Here is a 17867-nt window from a genome sequence, read left to right as displayed (position 1 = left end):
CCATGTTTGACGATCATCCCACTGGCTGGTATAATGCCCACTCGACCAGACATCGCTGTAGAGCGGTGTCATCTTATTGTCGCAGTTAGCCGTAAGGGTGACAACAGGTCGTCTTCATCTCTGCCGCGACTGTCACCTGTTGCAAGACGAAGGAGTCGTGCCATTAGAGACCGGTTTCGCATCAACAATCGCATTCGCGCCCGTGAAGTGCGTCTCATCGATGAGAACGGCACCCAGGTTGGGATTGTCCCCCTGCGTGAGGCGCTGGCAATGGCTGAAGAACGAGGGTTTGATCTCGTCGAAGTTGCGCCTAATGCGGTTCCACCGGTATGCCGTCTGCTCGATTATGGCAAATTCCGCTACGAGCAGAGCAAAAAAGAGCGTGAAGCACGCCGTAATCAGAAACAGTCGGAACTGAAGCAGATTCGACTGATGCCCAAAACTGATGATCATGATGTCGCAGTGAAGGCAAATCAAGCACGACGTTTCTTACTGGCGGGCGATAAGGTTAAGTTTAATCTGCGCTTCCGTGGTCGCGAAATGGCTCATCCCGAAATCGGGCGTCAAATGCTCGATCAAATCGCCGAGCAATTGAGCGATATTGCTGTCATCGAGCAGAAGCCGCTTATGGAAGGACGGGTTTTGTCAATGCTGCTTGCCCCAACAGCCAAGGTGTTGAAGGCAGCACAACAGGCCCAAAAGGCAGCAGCTCAGCGCACAGCAACTGCCGAGTCAGCAAAGCCGGCAGCAAGTGCGGCATCTATTCCTGCTACGGCGGAACCAACCGATGAAGAGGAAGAGCTGCTTGATGATGGCGATGTCGTCGAGGAAGATGAGGACGGCGACGATACCTTCGTTGCAGATTACGACGACGGAGACGACGATTTTGAAGATGACGATGATGATGACGAGGACGACGAGCGAAATCGCCGGAAACGACGATAAATGATGCGATGCCGGGCGGCCAGCCGCTGTTCGGTGGCACTAGAGGAGATTGTCGATGCCTAAGCTGAAAATGAAGACGCACAAGGGCGCGAAAAAGCGCTTTAAAGTTACTGCGTCAGGTAAGTTTCTGCAACAGCGTGGTGTCCGTGGGAATAAGCGCAACCGCCCTAGCCGCTCGCAGCGGGCCTGGGGTAAAGATCAGCCGGTTTCCCCCACCAACCGCCGTATGCTGCAAACCGCTCTGCCCTACGGCCTGGAGTAGGGTTGAGCAGTCCGTCCGATGTGAAGTTGATGTCATATAACCGGTGTACTGTATGGCACCGGGTATTTAAAGGTGAACACGTGTAGTGCGGATGAAGTTCAGGGTTCGGTACGCCACCTCCTGACCGATCCGCGAGAGGAGAATCATCATGGCTCGTGTAAAGCGTGGCATTATGGTGCGCAAGCGCCACAAGAAGTTGTTAGAGCAGGCAAAAGGGTACCGCGGCGCTCGTAGCCGTCACTATAAGGTTGCCCACGAGGCGGTGATGCACGCGCTCGCCGATGCGTACCGCGACCGCCGCCGCCGCAAGCGCGATTTTCGCCGGCTGTGGATTATGCGCATCAACGCGGCTGCCCGACTGCACGGTACGACCTATAGCCGCCTGATCAATAGCTTGAAGCAGGCAAATATTGAGATCGACCGCAAGATGCTCGCCGATCTGGCAGTTCGCGATCCGCAGGCGTTTGCCCGCATTGTCGAGCAGGCACAGGCTGCGGTTACTGCGTAACTATCCCCTGATCTGCTGTGGCGTTGATTTCCAGCCCTGCAAATCACCACGTTAAATGGCTGCGCTCGCTCGCCGAATCGGCTCGCCACCGGCGACGCGAGCGTAGCTTCGTTATTGAAGGCGTGCGCCTCGTTACCGATGCCCTTACTGCCGGTGCTGAGGTGCGCCTTGTACTCTACGCCCCCGAACAACTGGCAACGACGACCGCCGGCACTGCGCTACTCAATCGCCTCCGTCACTTGCCTCATTGCTTTCCGGCCACTCCCGCCGTCATTGTCGCTGCCGCTGATACCGAACAACCGCAAGGCGTTGTTGCCGCAGTGACCTGGCCAGAATTGCCGCCCCGTCCTGGACTCCGGCTGGTCCTGGATGCCATTCAAGACCCCGGCAACGTTGGGACGCTGCTCCGTTCCGCAGCCGCGGCTGGCGTCGGGCTTGTGATGTGTGCCCCCGGTACCGTCGATCCCTTCAATCCCAAGGTGGCCCGCGCCGCAATGGGAGCCCATTTTTTAGTACCATTGCGGGTGTCACCCTGGGAGACAATACGTGCTGAATTGCAGTCATACACTGTTTATGCCGCCGACAGCGCCGGTAAACAGCCCTACTATGCTGCTGATTGGCGTCAACCCTCAGCGCTCATTATTGGCAACGAAGCCCATGGTCTGAGCGAATCCGCACGTGCGCTGGCTCATCAGACGATTACCATCCCAATGAGCGGTCCTATCGAGTCGCTCAACGCAGGAGTGGCCGGCAGCATCATCCTGTTTGAAGCGCTCCGGCAACAGACGGTTGCTCACTAGATTCACAGAATAAACGTGGCACCAGACACTTGCTGGTGTAGCCCCCATTGTTACACTAACCCGAACTCGGATTATAATAGCAGAGAGATACCACTTGCCGCTGAAAACCTATGGTGTCACATGACCACACTGCTCGATGAATTGACAACACTCGAACAAGAAGCCCTGACCGCGCTTGAGACTGTTGCCGACTTGTCTACACTCACCGAATGGAAGAGCCGCTTTATTGGCAAACAGGGTCGTCTGTCGCGTCTTAGTCGGGGGCTGGGTGCATTGCCGGCTTCAGAACGCCCACTGGTCGGTCAGCGGGTCAATGCCTTGCGCGAGCAACTCGAAGCAGCGTTCAGCGCTGCGAAAGAGCGCCTGGAAGCACAGGCCGTCGCTGCTGAACTGGCCGCCGAGCGCATTGACGTTACGATGCCCGGTCGTCGTCCTGCCGTCGGCTACGTCCATCTGACCAACCAGATTCTGCGCCAGGTTCAGCATATCTTTGCCGAGATGGGGTTTCAGGTCTGGGAAAGCCCTGAAGTCGAATACGACGCATTCAATTTCAGTTTGCTAAACTTCCCCGATGACCATCCGGCCCGCGATATGCAGGATACGTTTTATGTCGAAATGCCGGCTGGCGCACCTTCCGTACTCTTGCGCACCCACACCTCACCCGGTCAGATCCATGCTATGCGCCGCAATGCGCCCAATCCGCTGCGCGTACTCATCCCCGGCAAGGTCTACCGCAACGAACAGGTGACGGTACGCAGCGAGATGATGTTCCACCAGTTCGAGTTTCTCGCGGTTGGGCGAAATGTCACGATGGCTGATTTGAAGGGCACGCTCAGCTTTTTCGCCGAACGCATGTTTGGTCCGGGCACCCGGGTTCGCCTGCGTCCCAGTTTCTTCCCCTTCACCGAACCCAGCGCCGAGATGGATGTGACCTGCTTCCTCTGCGGCGGCAAGGGCTGCCGGATTTGCAAATATGCCGGCTGGCTCGAAATTGGCGGGTGCGGGATGGTACATCCAAACGTGCTGCGCAACGGCGGGTATGATCCGACAGAGTTCAGTGGTTTCGCGGGTGGGTTTGGTCCCGAACGAGTAGCAATGCTCAAATACGGTATCGACGATATTCGCTGGTTCTACAGCGGCGACCAACGCTTTGTTGAACAGTTCGGATAAGGTATGCGTAGAGATGAATTGAACCGGGCCATCCACGATCTCTACCGCGCTGAACACGAAGCCCTTGGCGAGCGCGGTGGCTACGAGTTGCTGGAACACGCTCGCCAGTGGAATCTCGCCCCCACTCTTGCTGCCGGTGGCGTGATTGTCTTTCCCCATGCCGGGGTTGCCGATTGCGGCCATCAGATTGCTGCCGCCGTTCACGCCTGCCTCGACAGTGGCGCTGATCGAGTGCTGGTTATCAGCGTGCTGCACGCCTGGAATGACGAGATGGAGCAGGCTCGCCGGCGCGTGGCTGCTGGTGGCGCTCCCGCTGCTGAGCGTTATTGGGGTATCCAGGGGCCAGGTCTTCAACGCGGAAATGAATGGCAACTCGATCACGCGCTCTACAGTTTTCGTTTCTTCTGGGAGCTGGAAACCCGTCGGCGCGGGATTCGTGGCCCACAGGTGATTGAACGTTATCCCTATCTGGCCGGTGGGCATCCAGAATTACTGCCCGGCATTGAAGAGTTGATTGAACTGGCTCAGGATGCAGTGATTGTCTCTACTGCCGATCCATTCCACCACGGTATTGGCTACGGCGACCCGCCTGAACAGTCATTCGCTCCCGATGAAGGTGGTCTGGAACTGGCACGCCAAACGATTGAAGAGGGTATGCAACTCCTGGCGAACGGTGATTATTGGGGGTACAATCAACACTGCGTACGCGCCAAGAGTGATGCCCGTGATGCCGGTCAGGTCTTCCGCTTTTTACGCGGCCCTCTCCAGGGTGAGATCCTCGATCTGGTGGCCAGTGATGCCACCCAACTATACCAATCGCCGCCGCCTACGTGGGTAGCGGCTCCTCTGGTGCGCTGGACGAAAGTAACTGTATGAACCGACACCGCTTGTGGCTGTACACCGTGCTCTTCGCTGGGGTTCTGATCGCGTCAACGGCATCAATCCTGATTCGTTACGCTCAGGGCACCGGCATGTCTTCGCTAAGCATCGCTGCCGGACGATTGGGATTGGCCGCCCTGATTCTGACACCACTGGCGTTGCACCGTTCTGGGCAGGAAATCCGCCACTTATCGCGCCGCGATGTCATCTTTGGCGCAGCAGCCGGTGTCTTTCTGGCGATCCACTTCGCCAGTTGGATTAGCTCGCTTGAATATACGTCGGTAGCAAGCAGTGCTGCTCTCGTCTCAACCAATCCTCTCTGGGTTGGGCTGGCCTCACTCTTTTTGTTTCGCGAACGGTTGCCCTGGACGATCCTGGTTGGGATTGCCCTCACCCTGATTGGCACCATCGTGATCGGCATCAGCGATAGCAGTAGTTCGACGCAGAGCAATCCCTTGCTCGGCAACACACTCGCGCTGATTGGTGCTATGACGGCTAGTGGCTATCTGTTGATCGGGCGTGATCTCCGTCGCCGCCTTTCGACGATGGCTTACATCTGGCTGGTATACACCAGTGCTGCCGTCGTGTTGGTGATCTGGGCATTGCTCAGTGGGCAGCAGGTTCTCGGCTTTCCCCCGCAGGCATATCTCTTCGTGCTCGGTCTGGCGCTCGGCCCACAACTCCTTGGGCACACCGCTTTTAACTATGCGCTCAGCGGCTTATCGGCCACGTATGTCGCCGTCGCTATTCTCGGTGAGCCAATCGGGTCATCGCTACTCGCGTTTCTTCTCTTCGGTGAGACCGTTGCCCTCTTACAGTTTGTCGGAATTGTCCTGTTGCTTGTCGGAATTGTGATCGCTTCTATCGCCGAACAGCAGGCTCCGCAAAGTACTGCCCGACAGACTGCCGAGAATCAAACTGCGTAACTCACGATCATCAACACATGTGGTATGATAAAAGACCTTGAAGTGAGATGAGGTTTGGCCGTGTTGATCGGTCTTTCCGCTTTGAGTTTTAGCTATCGTTGTGGGTTGATCGGGCGCGGTACACCCCGTGCGATCAGCCATCCGCTCGATATCGAGGGAGTGATGTCCCTGGCCAGCCGGGCCGGCCTGCAGAGCATCGAATTTCCCCTTAGTCTGCTCTCTGATCTGTCACCAGGTCGGCTCAGTGCTTTGCGCGAACGGCTCACGCTATGCGGTCTAACCCCGGTCGCCGATAGCGATATTGTTGATGTTGATACGCTACGTGCCCATATTCCGGCAGCAGCCATGCTCGGCGCTCATGTCTTGCGCGTGCTGATCAGTCCGGTGCTGGAAGGATACCGACGACCCTTTACCACCGACTGGCCTGCTCATCTGGCCGATGTGACGGATCGATTGCGGGCAGTTATCGATCTGGCTGCCGAACACAACATTATGCTGGCCGTCGAAAACCACCAGGATGCGACCAGCGCCGATCTGGCCGCTATCTGCGCAGCGGTAGATAGTCCGTACATCGGAGTCTGTTTTGATGCCGTGAATTGTCTGGTAGTGGGTGAAACGCCGTATGCGGCCCTTGAACGCCTGGGACCGCTGATCCGTAATGTCCATCTCGCTGACTACGAGACCTATCCGACGACGCAGGGCTGGCGATTGGTACGCTGTGCGCTAGGTGAAGGCGATCTCGATATTCGTCGTCTCTTTCATTTGATCGAGCAATATGCCCCTGATGTTGCCTGCCAGATTGAACTGGTCAGCCATAGTGCCCGGCATGTGCGCATTCTCGACGATGACTGGTGGCAGGGATATCCACCGTGCGATGTACGAGAAGTCTTGCCGGTCTTACGACTCTTCGCGCAGACGATGCGCCTGCGCGATGACGACTGGCGTACTCCGTGGGAGCGTGGTGCCGGTGAAGAGCAGATCAGTCTCTACGAAGATCAGCAGTACGCAACCTCGATTGCGTATCTGCGTACAATAGGCATTCTCCCTCGCCTGTGAGAAAAACAGTACTAAATTCCTGTCTCACCCCCTATTTTGACCGGCATACAGACATGCTACAATCAATAACAACTGGTTGAAAAGCTGTTCAAAGGGTGTTGCGGCACCTTTCTGCTGTGCGCCGTAACGTCGGCGCAAGGAGATCGCATGTCTGCGCGCAGAATCTGGTGGTTCGTTGTTGGCCTGTTATTCGTTACCGGCACGCTGATCTGGCCTCAGCGTAGTTTTAGTCAGGCAGGGGTCGATCAATTTTTCGTTGATACACTGGCGGATAATCCGGTGGTCGATCTCAACACTCATTGCACCGATGCACTGCAAAACGCTAATTGCAGTCTCCGCCAGGCTATCGCGAAAGCCAACGCCGCTGCCGGCAGCAATCGTATTACGATTAACTTCGATCTTGTTACAGAAGGCTCGGTCGCATCAGCGCCATACATTATCACAATCACAACCGGCCAGCGCTTACCACCAATCACCAGACCAAATGTGACCATCAGCGCCGATCTCCTCAACGGTGTTCCGCAGATTGCCATAAATGCAAACAACAGCGATGCCGGCCTGGTGCTGAGTGGCGGTGGTGCCATCATTGAAGGTCTGGTTATTTACGGAGCCAGTAACGATGCCGGTACGTACCGCGGCAGTGGCATTTACATCAGCAGTAGCGACAATACGGTGCGTAATTGCAGCATCGGGTTAACACTCGACGGTTCTGTGCCACCAGACACCTTGCGTAACCGCAATGGGGTTGTGATCAGCGGTAGTGCCGCCAGTAATAATCAGATCGGTGCGGCCAATCAACCAAACACGATTGCCGGTAATACGGTCAACGGGATTGTCATTAGCAATGCCTCAGATAATCGTGTCCAGGGTAACCGGATCGGCGTCCTCTTTACCACTACCACTGGCGTTCGCCCAAACGGTGGCTTCGGCATTCAGATTCTCAGCGATACAACGATTGACCCCAACGGTCGTGCCGAACGCAATCTTATCGGTGGTACAGAGAACTCTGAACGTAACATCATCGGTGGTAATGGCCTGAGTGGAGTGTTGATTAGCGGCACCCAAACCCTGACGACAACCATTGCCAGTAATTTGATTGGGGTGAATCTGGAAGCCGAAACCGGTCTCGGCAACAACGGCGACGGCGTACGGATTGAAGATGGTGCTCAGGCCACCCGTATCGGTAGTACCAACCAGACCCAACCGCTGGTGATCGGCGGCAATAGTGGGGCCGGTATCAGAATTCATGCGAACGGTGGTACGGCGCCGTCCAACACGACTATCGATGGTTACGTCATTGTTGGCCTGAGTCGGAGCGGTATCAATCCGCGACCAAACACACAGGGCGGCATCTATCTCGCTGAGAGCACCGGTACAACGACGATTGGGAGTAGTGCGACGACCCTGCGCATCGGCGGGAATGATGGGCCGGGTATCTGGATAGGACCGGGAATAAGTAACGTCACTATCACCAACACCTTTGTCGGTGCGCTGCCCGGCGGTATTCTGGCGGCCAACAATGGTGGCGTGGCGATCAACGGTGCTTCCGATGTCACCATGACCTCTTCTACCGTAGCCGCAAACACCGCCTACGATCTCCAGATCGCGAATGCCAGTAATGTCTTGCTCGACGGCAATCTCATCGGGCTTCACGCCGACGGGCGGAGTGTTGCCGGCAGTGTTACCGCCGGTATTTCGGTGACAAATAGCACGAATGTGACTATCGGTAACACCTCCGGCAATGTCATTGCGGCAGCAAACGGCCCCGGCATCGACATCAGTGGTAGTAGCAGCGTGAGCATTACCGTGCGCGCCAACATTCTTGGCCTGCGCCGTGATACGACCGGTGACGCCTACAGTGTCGCTGCCGCCCATGCCGGCCCGGCCATCCGCATCACCGATGCTACGCAGATCAGCGTTGCCAGCAATGTGATCGGCGGCAATGGTAGCGCCGCCGGCATTGAGTTGACCAATGTCCAATCGGCGACCCTTACCCAAAACCAGATCGGCTGGATCAACGATCCGGGTGGCGGGACCACACTGCTTGCCCGCCCGGCTGGAGTTGGTATTGCTTTAACGAACGTAACCACTGCAACCCTCAGCGGCAATCTGCTTCGGCTGAATACAGATGACGGTGTTCGCCTGACCGACTCAAGCGCCGTGATCATCGACAACGTGAACGTAATTGAAGAGAACGGTGGTGATGGGGTACAGGTTGGTGGCAATAGTCGCGATGTGCGGATTACCGGCAACCGCATTCGCGCTAATACCGGCTATGCGGTGCTGGTGACCGATACCGCCCAGCGCGTTGGTATCACCCAAAACCAGATGGCTACCAACGGTGCAGGTGGCATCCATCTCGCTAATACAACCCTGTACAGTGGCACAGGTGCCGATCCAGACCAGACTCTCAATCGGCCCAACCACAGCATTGATCCACCTTTTGACATCCAGGTTTCCCAGGATGGCATCATTACCGGTCGTGTCTTCACCAGCACCGCCGAACGAGAAGAAGACCTTGTCCCCGTGTCGGCCTGCGCCGGCTGCACGATCCAGGTCTATAGCCCCAATCCTGACCTGCCCAGCGCCGACGGTCAGGGATGGCAACAGCTTCAGGTGGTGGTCAACGGCAACACCCGCGCCGACATTAATCAGGTCAACGAGAGTGGGGTCTTCAATGCCCAGATACTTGAACCACCAGCGACCTATCGTCAACTGATCTTTGCCGCTACCGATCAATTCGGCAATACCTCACCATTTCATATCTTTACACCGACGGTCGATGTGCGTCTGATCCCACTCGATCCGGTGCAGCAAAGCGCAGCACCCGGCAGCAGCATCAGTTATCGGCTACAACTTGAGAATCACGGTACGCTCCAGATCAATCGTATTCGGCTAAGTACCTCTGGCACCCTGAGCGGCTGGACTGTGGCTACCGACCCGGCTGATCGCTTTTCATTGGAACCTGGAGCCAGTCGTCTGCTCACCGTGACCCTAACCCTGCCCACCGGTACCCATCCCTCGATCCAGGTACCAATCACCGACACCACGACGCTCTCGCTCAATGCACCGGCAATGAGCGCAATCACACAAACGCTCAGAACGGAAGTACAGGCATTGCCGGTTTTGGCTGCCAGCCCACTTACCGGTGCTGCCACTGTTCTTCCTTCGGACTCCTACATCTATCGCCACCAAATCACCAATAACGGCAACGTCACCGTACCGATTGATATTAGCGCGACGACTGCCGATCTGGTTGGTCTCGACACCTACAACACGACGGTACTCACGCCATCGATAACCCTAGCGCCGGGAGCCAGTACTGAGATTGCTGTGCGCATTACTGTGCCTGCAAGTGCTCAGACGACAACCTTCAGCGGTGATCCGGTACGTGCGACAACCGTTATTACCGCCACACCGCGCGGATTCGGATCCCAGGCGATCACGATGACCGATACTACCACGGTTGGCCTGCGCTATGCAGCCGAACTGCGCAGCAGCTACGAGCAAGATGTCCGCGCCGGGCGTGAGGTTGTCTTCCTGCACACTTTGCGTAATACGAGTAATGGCCGGGCCACCTTCCAGCTCAATTTTGCCGCCAGCCGTGGCAGTACCCTGATCGCGTTCGAGTCGGCAACCAGCGGTATCACCATTAGCGGCAATCGGGTGACTCTCGATAACATTGCCGATAGCGGTAAGATCAATCAGATCGTGCTGCGGGTCAGAGTGCAGATTAGCGAACTGATCTTGCCGGGCAGTCGTGAAACCCTGCGCATCTGGGTTTCAATTCCCGACACAACTGAGCCACTGAGTGGTGCAGAAGTGCAGGATGTTGCGGTCGTTCGCGATTCATCAGGTGTTCTGGTGCCGGCCATCTGGGTACCGCTGGTCATGAACTAGGAGTGGCGCTATGCACCGCCGTTTTCGCCTTGCTTTGCTCTTTCTCATCCTGGTCAGCCTGTTGCCATTTGCGCAACCGGCTAGCGCAGCGTCACTGGTTGTCAATTCCCTTGCCGATACGAATGATGGCGCCTGCACAACTGCACCCGACGGCTGCACGTTACGCGAAGCAATTCTGACTGCGAACAGCAACGGTGTGCCTGACACAATCACCTTTAGTGTGAGCGGCACAATTTATGTACAGAATAGCGGCTTGCCGCCACTCAGCGAAGGCGGTACCACCATTGATGCGGGTGATAACCATACGATCATCGTGAGCGGTGAGCAGTTGCGGGATGGGAGTAATAATGTTATTCCGGCGCACGGCATTGTTATTGCCTCGAACGATAATGTCATCCGTGGACTGGTCATCATTCGCTTCAGTCGAGGAATTGGTTTTACCGGCGGTGGTTCCGGTATCTACCTGCGTAACAATGCCCAGAATAACCTGATTGTCAATACCTGGATTGGGCACCTGAACGGTTCGCCTGAACCAAACACCGGGTACGGTATCTTGATCGACGGCGGCGCCAGTAATAACCGCATCGGCACCGGCGATCCGACCGACCGCAACGTGATCAGCGGTAACACAGTCGCCGATATTGGTGTGAGCAATAATCTCAACACAAACCCGCTTAACGGAAACCAGATTATCGGTAACTACATCGGCACCACGGTCAGCGGCGATGCCGATCTGGATACTACCACCGATCCAGGAAATCTTGGTGGCATCTCGATCGAGAACTATGCCTATAACACGCTAATCAGCGGTAATCTGATCGGTGGCTATACCGGTGCAAATGCCGCCGGTATTGTCTTGTTCAGCGACTCTACCAGCAGCGACTCGCCATCCATTCCACGCAATACACGCATCACCGGCAACTGGATCGGTGTCAATCCTACCGGCACCGTGATCGCCAACCGCATCGGCATCCTGGTAAGTGGCGGTGGAACTTACGGCGCAATCAATACCGAAATCGGTGATCCACTCAACCCCATTGCCGGACGCAACTACATCGGCGGTAACACGAATGGTGGGATCGTTATTGCTGACACGGCATTCGCCAGCGGCCCCACTACTATCGCCGGTAACTACATCGGTGTTGCCCTGAACGCCAGTGGCAACCCTTTTCCAGTCGGGAACGGTACGATCAACCAGACGAATGGTGGTGAGGGTATCTTTGTCGGACGTAACGCCGTCTCAACTATCATTGGGCCGGGAAATGTGATTGCCGGTGCCCGCACCAATGGCATTCGGATTCGCTCTGGCAATACCGTTGTGCGTGGCAATTATATCGGGGTTGATCCCACCGGTGCACAAACCACGACAACGACTATTAATCAACCTACCGTTGGCTACGGCACGGGAGATGCCGGTGTCTGGATTGAGAACGGGAGTACCTCGGTCATTGGTGGACCGAATCTGTCTGACCGCAACGTCATTGCCGCCGGTAACTTTGCCGTCACCGGTTCAGGTGCTGCGGTGTTGATCCAGCCTTGTGCCAGTGGCTGTAGTGCAAATGGCAATACGGTACAGGGGAATTATCTCGGTGTACGGGCTGATGGTAATGGTATCCTGGTGAGCACTATTGTCGCCGATAGCGAAGGCTTGCGGATCACAAACGCCAACAACAACACCGTCCGCAATAATCTGATCGGCGGGGTGGATCGCGGCATCAATGTGCGCGAGAACGCCAGCAATAATCTCATTAGCGGTAATCGGATTGGAGTACGCGCTTCAAGTAGCGATACCCCAGGCAGTGGTACGACAACCCGTCGGGACGGTATTCAACTCAATAGCGGTACAAACAACCGCATAGAGTTCAATCTGGTCGCCTTTACCGGCCAGAACAACATCTCTGCATTCAACGCTGCCCACGGTATTGTAGTCAGGAGCAGTAACAACCAATTGTTCGGCAATCGGCTGGTACGTAACGGTCGGCCCAGCATCGGTCACGGTATCTTCGTCGCCGATAATGTGACCGGAGTTCTGATCTCGCAAAACACGACCCAGGATAATGCTCAGGATGGCATTGGGCTTGGCAGTGGTGCAAATGGCAATCTCGCCGCACCGTCATTTAATGCGGTAACCCCCGGCTCGCCTACTGTTACCGGTACGACCGGCTGCGGTGCCGGTTGTGTGGTCGAAATCTTCACCACAAGCGCCAGTGTCAGCGACCGTAACCGCGAGGGACCAGTCTTTCTTACCAGCACAACGACCAGCAGCGGTGGGGCATTCAGCGTCGATGTCACCGGCTGTCTCGGCTATATCACCGCTACCGTCCACAATCCCACCACGGGCAACAGCTCACCCTTCTCGAATGCGCTGGATGTTAATGCAACCGATGCCTGTAGCACGCCAACGGCAACGCTCACCATTACCGGTGGGAGTAGTCGTGCGGTCAGTATTGGCAGTACCTCGACGTACACGCTGACACTCAGCCATACCTCTTTCGTCACCCGCACCTACACGCTGACGCTCGATAGCACCCGTGGCTGGACCAGTGGACCGACGCTAGTTGAACTACCGCCCAATGGCGACACGCAGCTCATCATCAACGTGGCAGTCCCCTTTACCGCAACTGCCGGCGATACGGATACGACCACGGTCACGGCCCGCAGTGATCAAACCGTCTCGAACCCGATCACGCTGACCACCACAGCGCAGGCAGTCACGATCATTCCAGCCCGCCCCGAAGTCTCTCCCGGTCAGATCGTCGAACGCACAGGTAACACGGTCACCTTTGTTCATACCATCACCAATACCGGCCAGCTTGTCGGCACCTTCAGCGTCATTCGCCCCGATGGCAGCAGTGGCTTGCCCATCTTCAGCGGCACCCCACCGACCGGCTGGAACATCCAATCCGCCACCCTGTCCAGCTCAACGCTCAGCCCTGGGGCAACAACCACCCTGACCATTGTTGCCAACACCCCGGCGAGTACAACACTACTCGCCGGCGACTATCCCTTCTCGTTCCGGGTACGGGCAATCAGCCAGCAGGGAAGCCAAACCTTCACCGAACAGAGTGATCCGGCGACAACCGACACGGTACGGGTACCGGTTGCACGTAGCTTCAGCTTTACCGCACAGCCGCCTACCAGCCAACAGCTCACCCCGGCAGCAACGGTGAACTTTAGCTACATTTTGACCAATACCGGTAATATCACCGATACATTCATCATCACTCCCCCAACCGGTACGACACCCGCATCCAGCCTCTCGTTCAGTGCCACACCGGCAACGTCCTTTACGCTGGCTGCCGGTCAATCTCGCCCGATCACAGTCACTGTGACCGCCAGCGCCAGCGAGCCAATCGGAACGTACAATTTCACCGTCCAGGCCGGCGTCACCGGTGGCAGTAACCCACCCGCCTCCCAAACCGCGAGTGGAACCGTTCAGGTCATCGGTGGGGGCACCCCGGTCTTTGTCGGTACACCGCTGGTAACACCCGATCCTGTCTTGCCCGGTGGCACGGCAACTATAACGGTCACCGTGCGCAATGGTGGTAATGCGGCAGCACCGTTTGACTTTACGCAAACACTGCCAACTGGATGGAGTCTGATCAGCAACAACAGTACCTGTCCATCACCGGTGCCCACCGACACCACGACCTGCACGTATGTGGTAGAGGTAGCTGTCCCGGCCACAGCCGATGGCGGTGCGGCGACAGTAACCATCCAGGCAATTGCCCGTAACGGTGGTCAAACACCGCCCGCACCGGACAGCACTGCCAGTGTGAACGCAACAGTGACCGTTGCAACGATCCGTAATCTAAGTTTCGATCCCACACCGCTGAACGCTAGTGCCGATCCAGGGGCCGTGATCACCTTCAGCCACACCCTGACCAACACCGGTAACGCACCTGATGCGTTTACGCTCAATCTGAGCGGATTACCGACCGGTTGGACAGCCACAGTGGTACCAACCACAACCACAACCCTGGCCCGTAATGCCAGCCTGACTGTCACGGTACAGATCACCGTGCCAACCGGCATCAGCGCCGGCACGACAGTTACGGCGACGATCCGTGCTACGTCGCAGGGTGATCCGACGGTAAGCGCCGAAGTACTCGATAGCATCACCGTTAATGCTGTGAACGGTGCCGAACTCTCACCGGGCACGACCATCAACAGCTTACCAGGGGCAACAGCCATCTTCACCCACACCCTGCGCAACAGTGGCTCAACCACAATTGCCTACGACCTCAGCGCTCGGAGTGGTGATGCAGGCTGGTCGGCTTTGAGTGTCAGTCCGGCTACCAGCCCAGTCCTACCACCGGGAAGCAGCACCATCGTGACAGTGACAGTCACCATCCCAACCAGTGCCGCTACCGGGACCAGCAACACGATCACGATTGAAGCGCGGGCAACCGGTGACAGCACCCTCCTTGCCAGTGCCGAAAACGTCGTTCAAGTCGGTGCCTTGCGTGATGTCGAGATTACGCCGGCACGAACCGTTATTGCTCTTCCCAACACGACAACCGTGATTACCCATACGGTACGCAATCTCGGCTTCACTGCCGATTCCTACACCATCACCGCTCTCCAGGGTGATGGTCACAGTGCGATTGCCACACCGAATCAAGTCGATCTGGGGCCAGGCGAGAGTCGCGAGATTGCCGTTCTCCTCACCCTACCGGCGGGGCTGGCTGCCGATACGGTGCTCAGCAGCATCCGGGTAACGGCAACGTCACGCAGCGATTCGAGCATTACCGACAGCATCTTCGACAGTGTGCGTGTCGGCCTGGTTACTGGTGTTGCGCTCAGCAGTGACCGCTTGCAAGGCATCCCAGATAGTTCCAACCGGGTAATATTTAGCGGTATCGTGCTCGAAAATCTGGGTAACGCAACCGACACCTTCGATCTGACCGTCAGTGGTCTCGATAGCAAGTTCAGGGCTAGTGTTGTGCCAACCAGCGTCACCCTGAACGGTGGTGCAATTGATGTTGGGATTGTGGTGACCGTTGAGCTACCGCCGATCCAGCCATTTGCTCTCCGACACGACGTCACCCTGACGGCTACATCACGTCGTGATCCAGACCAACGCAGTAGCATTAGGCTCTCGATGATCTATCTCACCCGCCAGTCAATCTTCGGCGAGCCGGTATTCATTCCGATCATCAGTCGCTAAGCAGCAACAGCGAGAGAATTGTAAGGACTATGACCAGGACCATTCTCGTCTTACATGGCCCCAACCTCAACATGTTGGGCCGGCGCGAACCACACATCTACGGTGCCACCACACTGGCTGAGATCAACGAGGCACTTGAACAGCGCGGGAAAGCTGCGGGAGTAGAGGTTATCTGCATTCAGTCGAACCACGAGGGGGTGCTGGTCGATGCCGTGCAAACCCACGGCTGGACGGCAAATGGAATCATCATTAACCCCGGCGCACTCACCCACTACGGCCTTTCCCTGCGTGATGCCCTGGCGATGGTATCTGCGCCGATCATTGAAGTCCATCTCTCCAACGTCTACCAGCGAGAAGCGTTTCGCCATACCTCAGTGGTAGCCCCAATTGCCCGTGGGCAGATCACAGGTCTGGGCTGGCGCGGCTACCTGCTGGCCCTGGAGTGGTTAATCGCCGAGCTGTAGCATAGTGCCCGTTACCAGATAGTGACGGGCGTATTTAACGTGGCCCCTGTTCGCCCTACTCCCACTCCCCTCCCAACCTCCCTCCCCTCGCTAGGGGGAGGCCATTGGAGTACGCTCCTGCTCTTGCCGAGGGCGGGCTGCTCCTGATCTTACCTTACCCCCGCCCCCGCTTCTCACTCCTGATGGGAGCGGAGGCGTGATCAGTGACGTGATCTGCGTTAGTCGTGATGCAGTAAAAGCGTGAAACCGACCCATCACCCCCGCTGTCAGTGATAAAAGCGACGTGCGGAAGCTACATTCCGCACGTCTCATGCCGTTAAGCCGCTTATCAGCCACAATTGCACGCACGAGTGGTTACCTGAATATACCCCCTTTCAGGCAGCAATTCCCAGGCTCCGCTTCTTCTCCTCGACATCAAACCCGTGCAACCGGGCCAGATTCAGGCCCAGAATCTTCTTCTTCGCCTCCTTCGTCAACTGACCACAGCCATAGCCCTGCACAATATCTTCCGGCAGCTCAAACTCCCAGAACGCCTTCAGCGCACCACGGGGATGCCAGATCGGTGTCTCACCGCCGTAAATAATCTTGTCCTCACCACACCAGAACAGCAACTTAGCCATCGTCTCGGCGAAGACCCGTGGCGAGCGCACCACGAAATTCACCGTCGCGGCAATTGAGGCATAGAGGTTCGGATAGCGCACCAGTTGCCAGCAGATCTCATCGATAAACGGCAGACCAACGTGGAAAATGATAAAGTTAATCTCCGGGAAATTGGCCGCCGCGCCATCCATATCCCAGGCCTGCGTGTGCTCAACCGGTTGTGGGCCGAGTGGCACCCCCTTGTGGACACCGATAATATTCACGCCCAGCTCAAGCGCCTTCTCAAAGATGGGGAATGCCACCCGTGGGTCATCCATCCGCCAGGGGAACGGCTGACCGTAATCGTAGCGAACATTGTAGAGCTTAAAGCCGCGCGCACCGTACTCCTTGACCTGAATCTCCATCAGATCAAGCGCCTTTTTACCCTCTAGCGGATTAACCGATCCCCAAAAGACAGCCCGATCGGGATAGCGCCGGGCCATCTCAGCACACCGCTCCCAGCTCGACAACCCATCCTTAAACAAATCGGTCAATGGTAAAGGCTGGGCGACAATCATATCGGTTGGGCTTTCGTCGAAGATCATGCGTGCGATTTCATCAACGTGCCACTCACGCATATACTCTTCGCGGCTCAGGGTCTTCTCGCCAGGAGCATTCAGGACTTGATGAAACGCATAGAGATGCTCGATAAACATCTCACCCGGCTTCCCAAACGCATTCGACTTATCAAAATTGAAAACGTGACACACCCCATCGAACACAAATGCGTCATCAATCATGGTGCCTCCTCCTTCTGCGTCCTGCGCAACCGTGCCTCGCGTAACGGCAGCAGTTGTTCGAGTGGCAAACGCAACCGTTCACGCGCCTGTGCCGACATCCGTTCTGGCGACCATGGTGTATCCCACGTGATATTCACCTGAACCTGTTCGATTCCGGGTAGCGCCTTAACCTCCTCTTCCATCATCTGCAAGAGGTGCAGGGCGAAGGGGCACCAACCGGTAGTGAGGATAATGTCAATCGCCACGCGCTGCCCATCGACATTCACCCGCTCGACCAACCCCATATCAACCACACTCACCTGCCGCTCCTTACAGCATGGGTCATAACACCGTTGCAGCACGGCCATCACATCGTCGTGACCAACACCGACCGTCGTGGTCTCATTCATTGGCACCTCCTGTTTGAAA

The 17867-nt window shown here is 56.7% G+C and carries 13 protein-coding genes; 11 read left to right on the top strand and 2 right to left on the bottom strand.

The window, feature by feature from the left end; all coding sequences use genetic code 11:
* From infC to aroQ, 11 genes are all read left to right on the top strand, one after another.
* On the top strand, window positions 1–945 hold a 945-nt coding region (gene infC, locus VAE57_RS04055), incomplete at its 5' end, for a translation initiation factor IF-3 (protein ID WP_322820621.1).
* A 55-nt stretch (window positions 946–1000) separates the two neighbouring features.
* Window positions 1001–1207 carry a bL35 family ribosomal protein gene (locus tag VAE57_RS04050; RefSeq protein WP_322820620.1) on the top strand — a complete coding sequence of 69 codons (207 nt, stop codon included), beginning with the start codon at window positions 1001–1003 and terminating at the stop codon, window positions 1205–1207.
* A 148-nt stretch (window positions 1208–1355) separates the two neighbouring features.
* Window positions 1356–1715, top strand: a complete 360-nt coding sequence (rplT, locus tag VAE57_RS04045) for a 50S ribosomal protein L20 (protein WP_012256290.1) — start codon at window positions 1356–1358, stop codon at window positions 1713–1715.
* A gap of 17 nt (window positions 1716–1732) precedes the next feature.
* Window positions 1733–2515 carry an RNA methyltransferase gene (locus VAE57_RS04040; RefSeq protein ID WP_322820619.1) on the top strand — a complete coding sequence of 261 codons (783 nt, stop codon included), beginning with the start codon at window positions 1733–1735 and terminating at the stop codon, window positions 2513–2515.
* 120 nt (window positions 2516–2635) lie between these two features.
* Entirely contained in the window at window positions 2636–3685 is a 1050-nt protein-coding gene (gene pheS, locus VAE57_RS04035; protein WP_322820618.1) for a phenylalanine--tRNA ligase subunit alpha, read from the top strand.
* Window positions 3686–3688: 3 nt separating this feature from the next.
* Window positions 3689–4561, top strand: coding sequence for a hypothetical protein (locus VAE57_RS04030; protein ID WP_322820617.1), 873 nt, complete (start codon window positions 3689–3691; stop codon window positions 4559–4561).
* Window positions 4558–5490 carry a DMT family transporter gene (locus VAE57_RS04025; protein WP_322820616.1) on the top strand — a complete coding sequence of 311 codons (933 nt, stop codon included), beginning with the start codon at window positions 4558–4560 and terminating at the stop codon, window positions 5488–5490. The genes VAE57_RS04030 and VAE57_RS04025 overlap by 4 nt, the downstream gene beginning before the upstream one ends.
* A gap of 60 nt (window positions 5491–5550) precedes the next feature.
* Window positions 5551–6546 (top strand): sugar phosphate isomerase/epimerase family protein, encoded by a 996-nt coding sequence (locus tag VAE57_RS04020; protein ID WP_322820622.1) that lies wholly within the window; start codon window positions 5551–5553, stop codon window positions 6544–6546.
* Between the two features lie 147 nt (window positions 6547–6693).
* Window positions 6694–10446, top strand: a complete 3753-nt coding sequence (locus VAE57_RS04015; protein WP_322820615.1) for a right-handed parallel beta-helix repeat-containing protein — start codon at window positions 6694–6696, stop codon at window positions 10444–10446.
* A gap of 10 nt (window positions 10447–10456) precedes the next feature.
* Entirely contained in the window at window positions 10457–15616 is a 5160-nt protein-coding gene (locus tag VAE57_RS04010) for an NEW3 domain-containing protein (protein WP_322820614.1), read from the top strand.
* 29 nt (window positions 15617–15645) lie between these two features.
* Window positions 15646–16080, top strand: a complete 435-nt coding sequence (gene aroQ / locus VAE57_RS04005) for a type II 3-dehydroquinate dehydratase (protein WP_322820613.1) — start codon at window positions 15646–15648, stop codon at window positions 16078–16080.
* Window positions 16081–16454: 374 nt separating this feature from the next.
* Here aroQ and VAE57_RS04000 read toward each other — a convergent pair whose 3' ends face one another.
* On the bottom strand, window positions 16455–17459 hold the full coding sequence (locus VAE57_RS04000) for an amidohydrolase family protein (protein ID WP_322820612.1): 1005 nt from the start codon (window positions 17457–17459) through the stop codon (window positions 16455–16457).
* On the bottom strand, window positions 17456–17848 hold the full coding sequence (locus VAE57_RS03995; protein ID WP_322820611.1) for a metal-sulfur cluster assembly factor: 393 nt from the start codon (window positions 17846–17848) through the stop codon (window positions 17456–17458). The genes VAE57_RS04000 and VAE57_RS03995 overlap by 4 nt, the downstream gene beginning before the upstream one ends.
* Window positions 17849–17867: the final 19 nt, after the last annotated feature.

It is taken from the genome of Chloroflexus sp., from assembly GCF_034434295.1.
Classification (GTDB): Bacteria; Chloroflexota; Chloroflexia; order Chloroflexales; family Chloroflexaceae; genus Chloroflexus.
The sequence above is the reverse complement of the archived record's forward strand: the minus strand, read 5'-3'. Positions and strand labels throughout refer to the sequence as shown.

Bases quoted from the DNA above. Each gene is read 5' to 3' on its own strand.
- VAE57_RS04050 (WP_322820620.1), top strand. From the start codon at position 1,001: ATGCCTAAGCTGAAAATGAAGACGCACAAGGGCGCGAAAAAGCGCTTT.
- rplT (WP_012256290.1), top strand. From the start codon at position 1,356: ATGGCTCGTGTAAAGCGTGGCATTATGGTGCGCAAGCGCCACAAGAAG.
- pheS (WP_322820618.1), top strand. From the start codon at position 2,636: ATGACCACACTGCTCGATGAATTGACAACACTCGAACAAGAAGCCCTG.
- VAE57_RS04030 (WP_322820617.1), top strand. From the start codon at position 3,689: ATGCGTAGAGATGAATTGAACCGGGCCATCCACGATCTCTACCGCGCT.
- VAE57_RS04025 (WP_322820616.1), top strand. From the start codon at position 4,558: ATGAACCGACACCGCTTGTGGCTGTACACCGTGCTCTTCGCTGGGGTT.
- VAE57_RS04015 (WP_322820615.1), top strand. From the start codon at position 6,694: ATGTCTGCGCGCAGAATCTGGTGGTTCGTTGTTGGCCTGTTATTCGTT.
- VAE57_RS04010 (WP_322820614.1), top strand. From the start codon at position 10,457: ATGCACCGCCGTTTTCGCCTTGCTTTGCTCTTTCTCATCCTGGTCAGC.
- aroQ (WP_322820613.1), top strand. From the start codon at position 15,646: ATGACCAGGACCATTCTCGTCTTACATGGCCCCAACCTCAACATGTTG.
- VAE57_RS04000 (WP_322820612.1), bottom strand. From the start codon at position 17,459: ATGATTGATGACGCATTTGTGTTCGATGGGGTGTGTCACGTTTTCAAT.
- VAE57_RS03995 (WP_322820611.1), bottom strand. From the start codon at position 17,848: ATGAATGAGACCACGACGGTCGGTGTTGGTCACGACGATGTGATGGCC.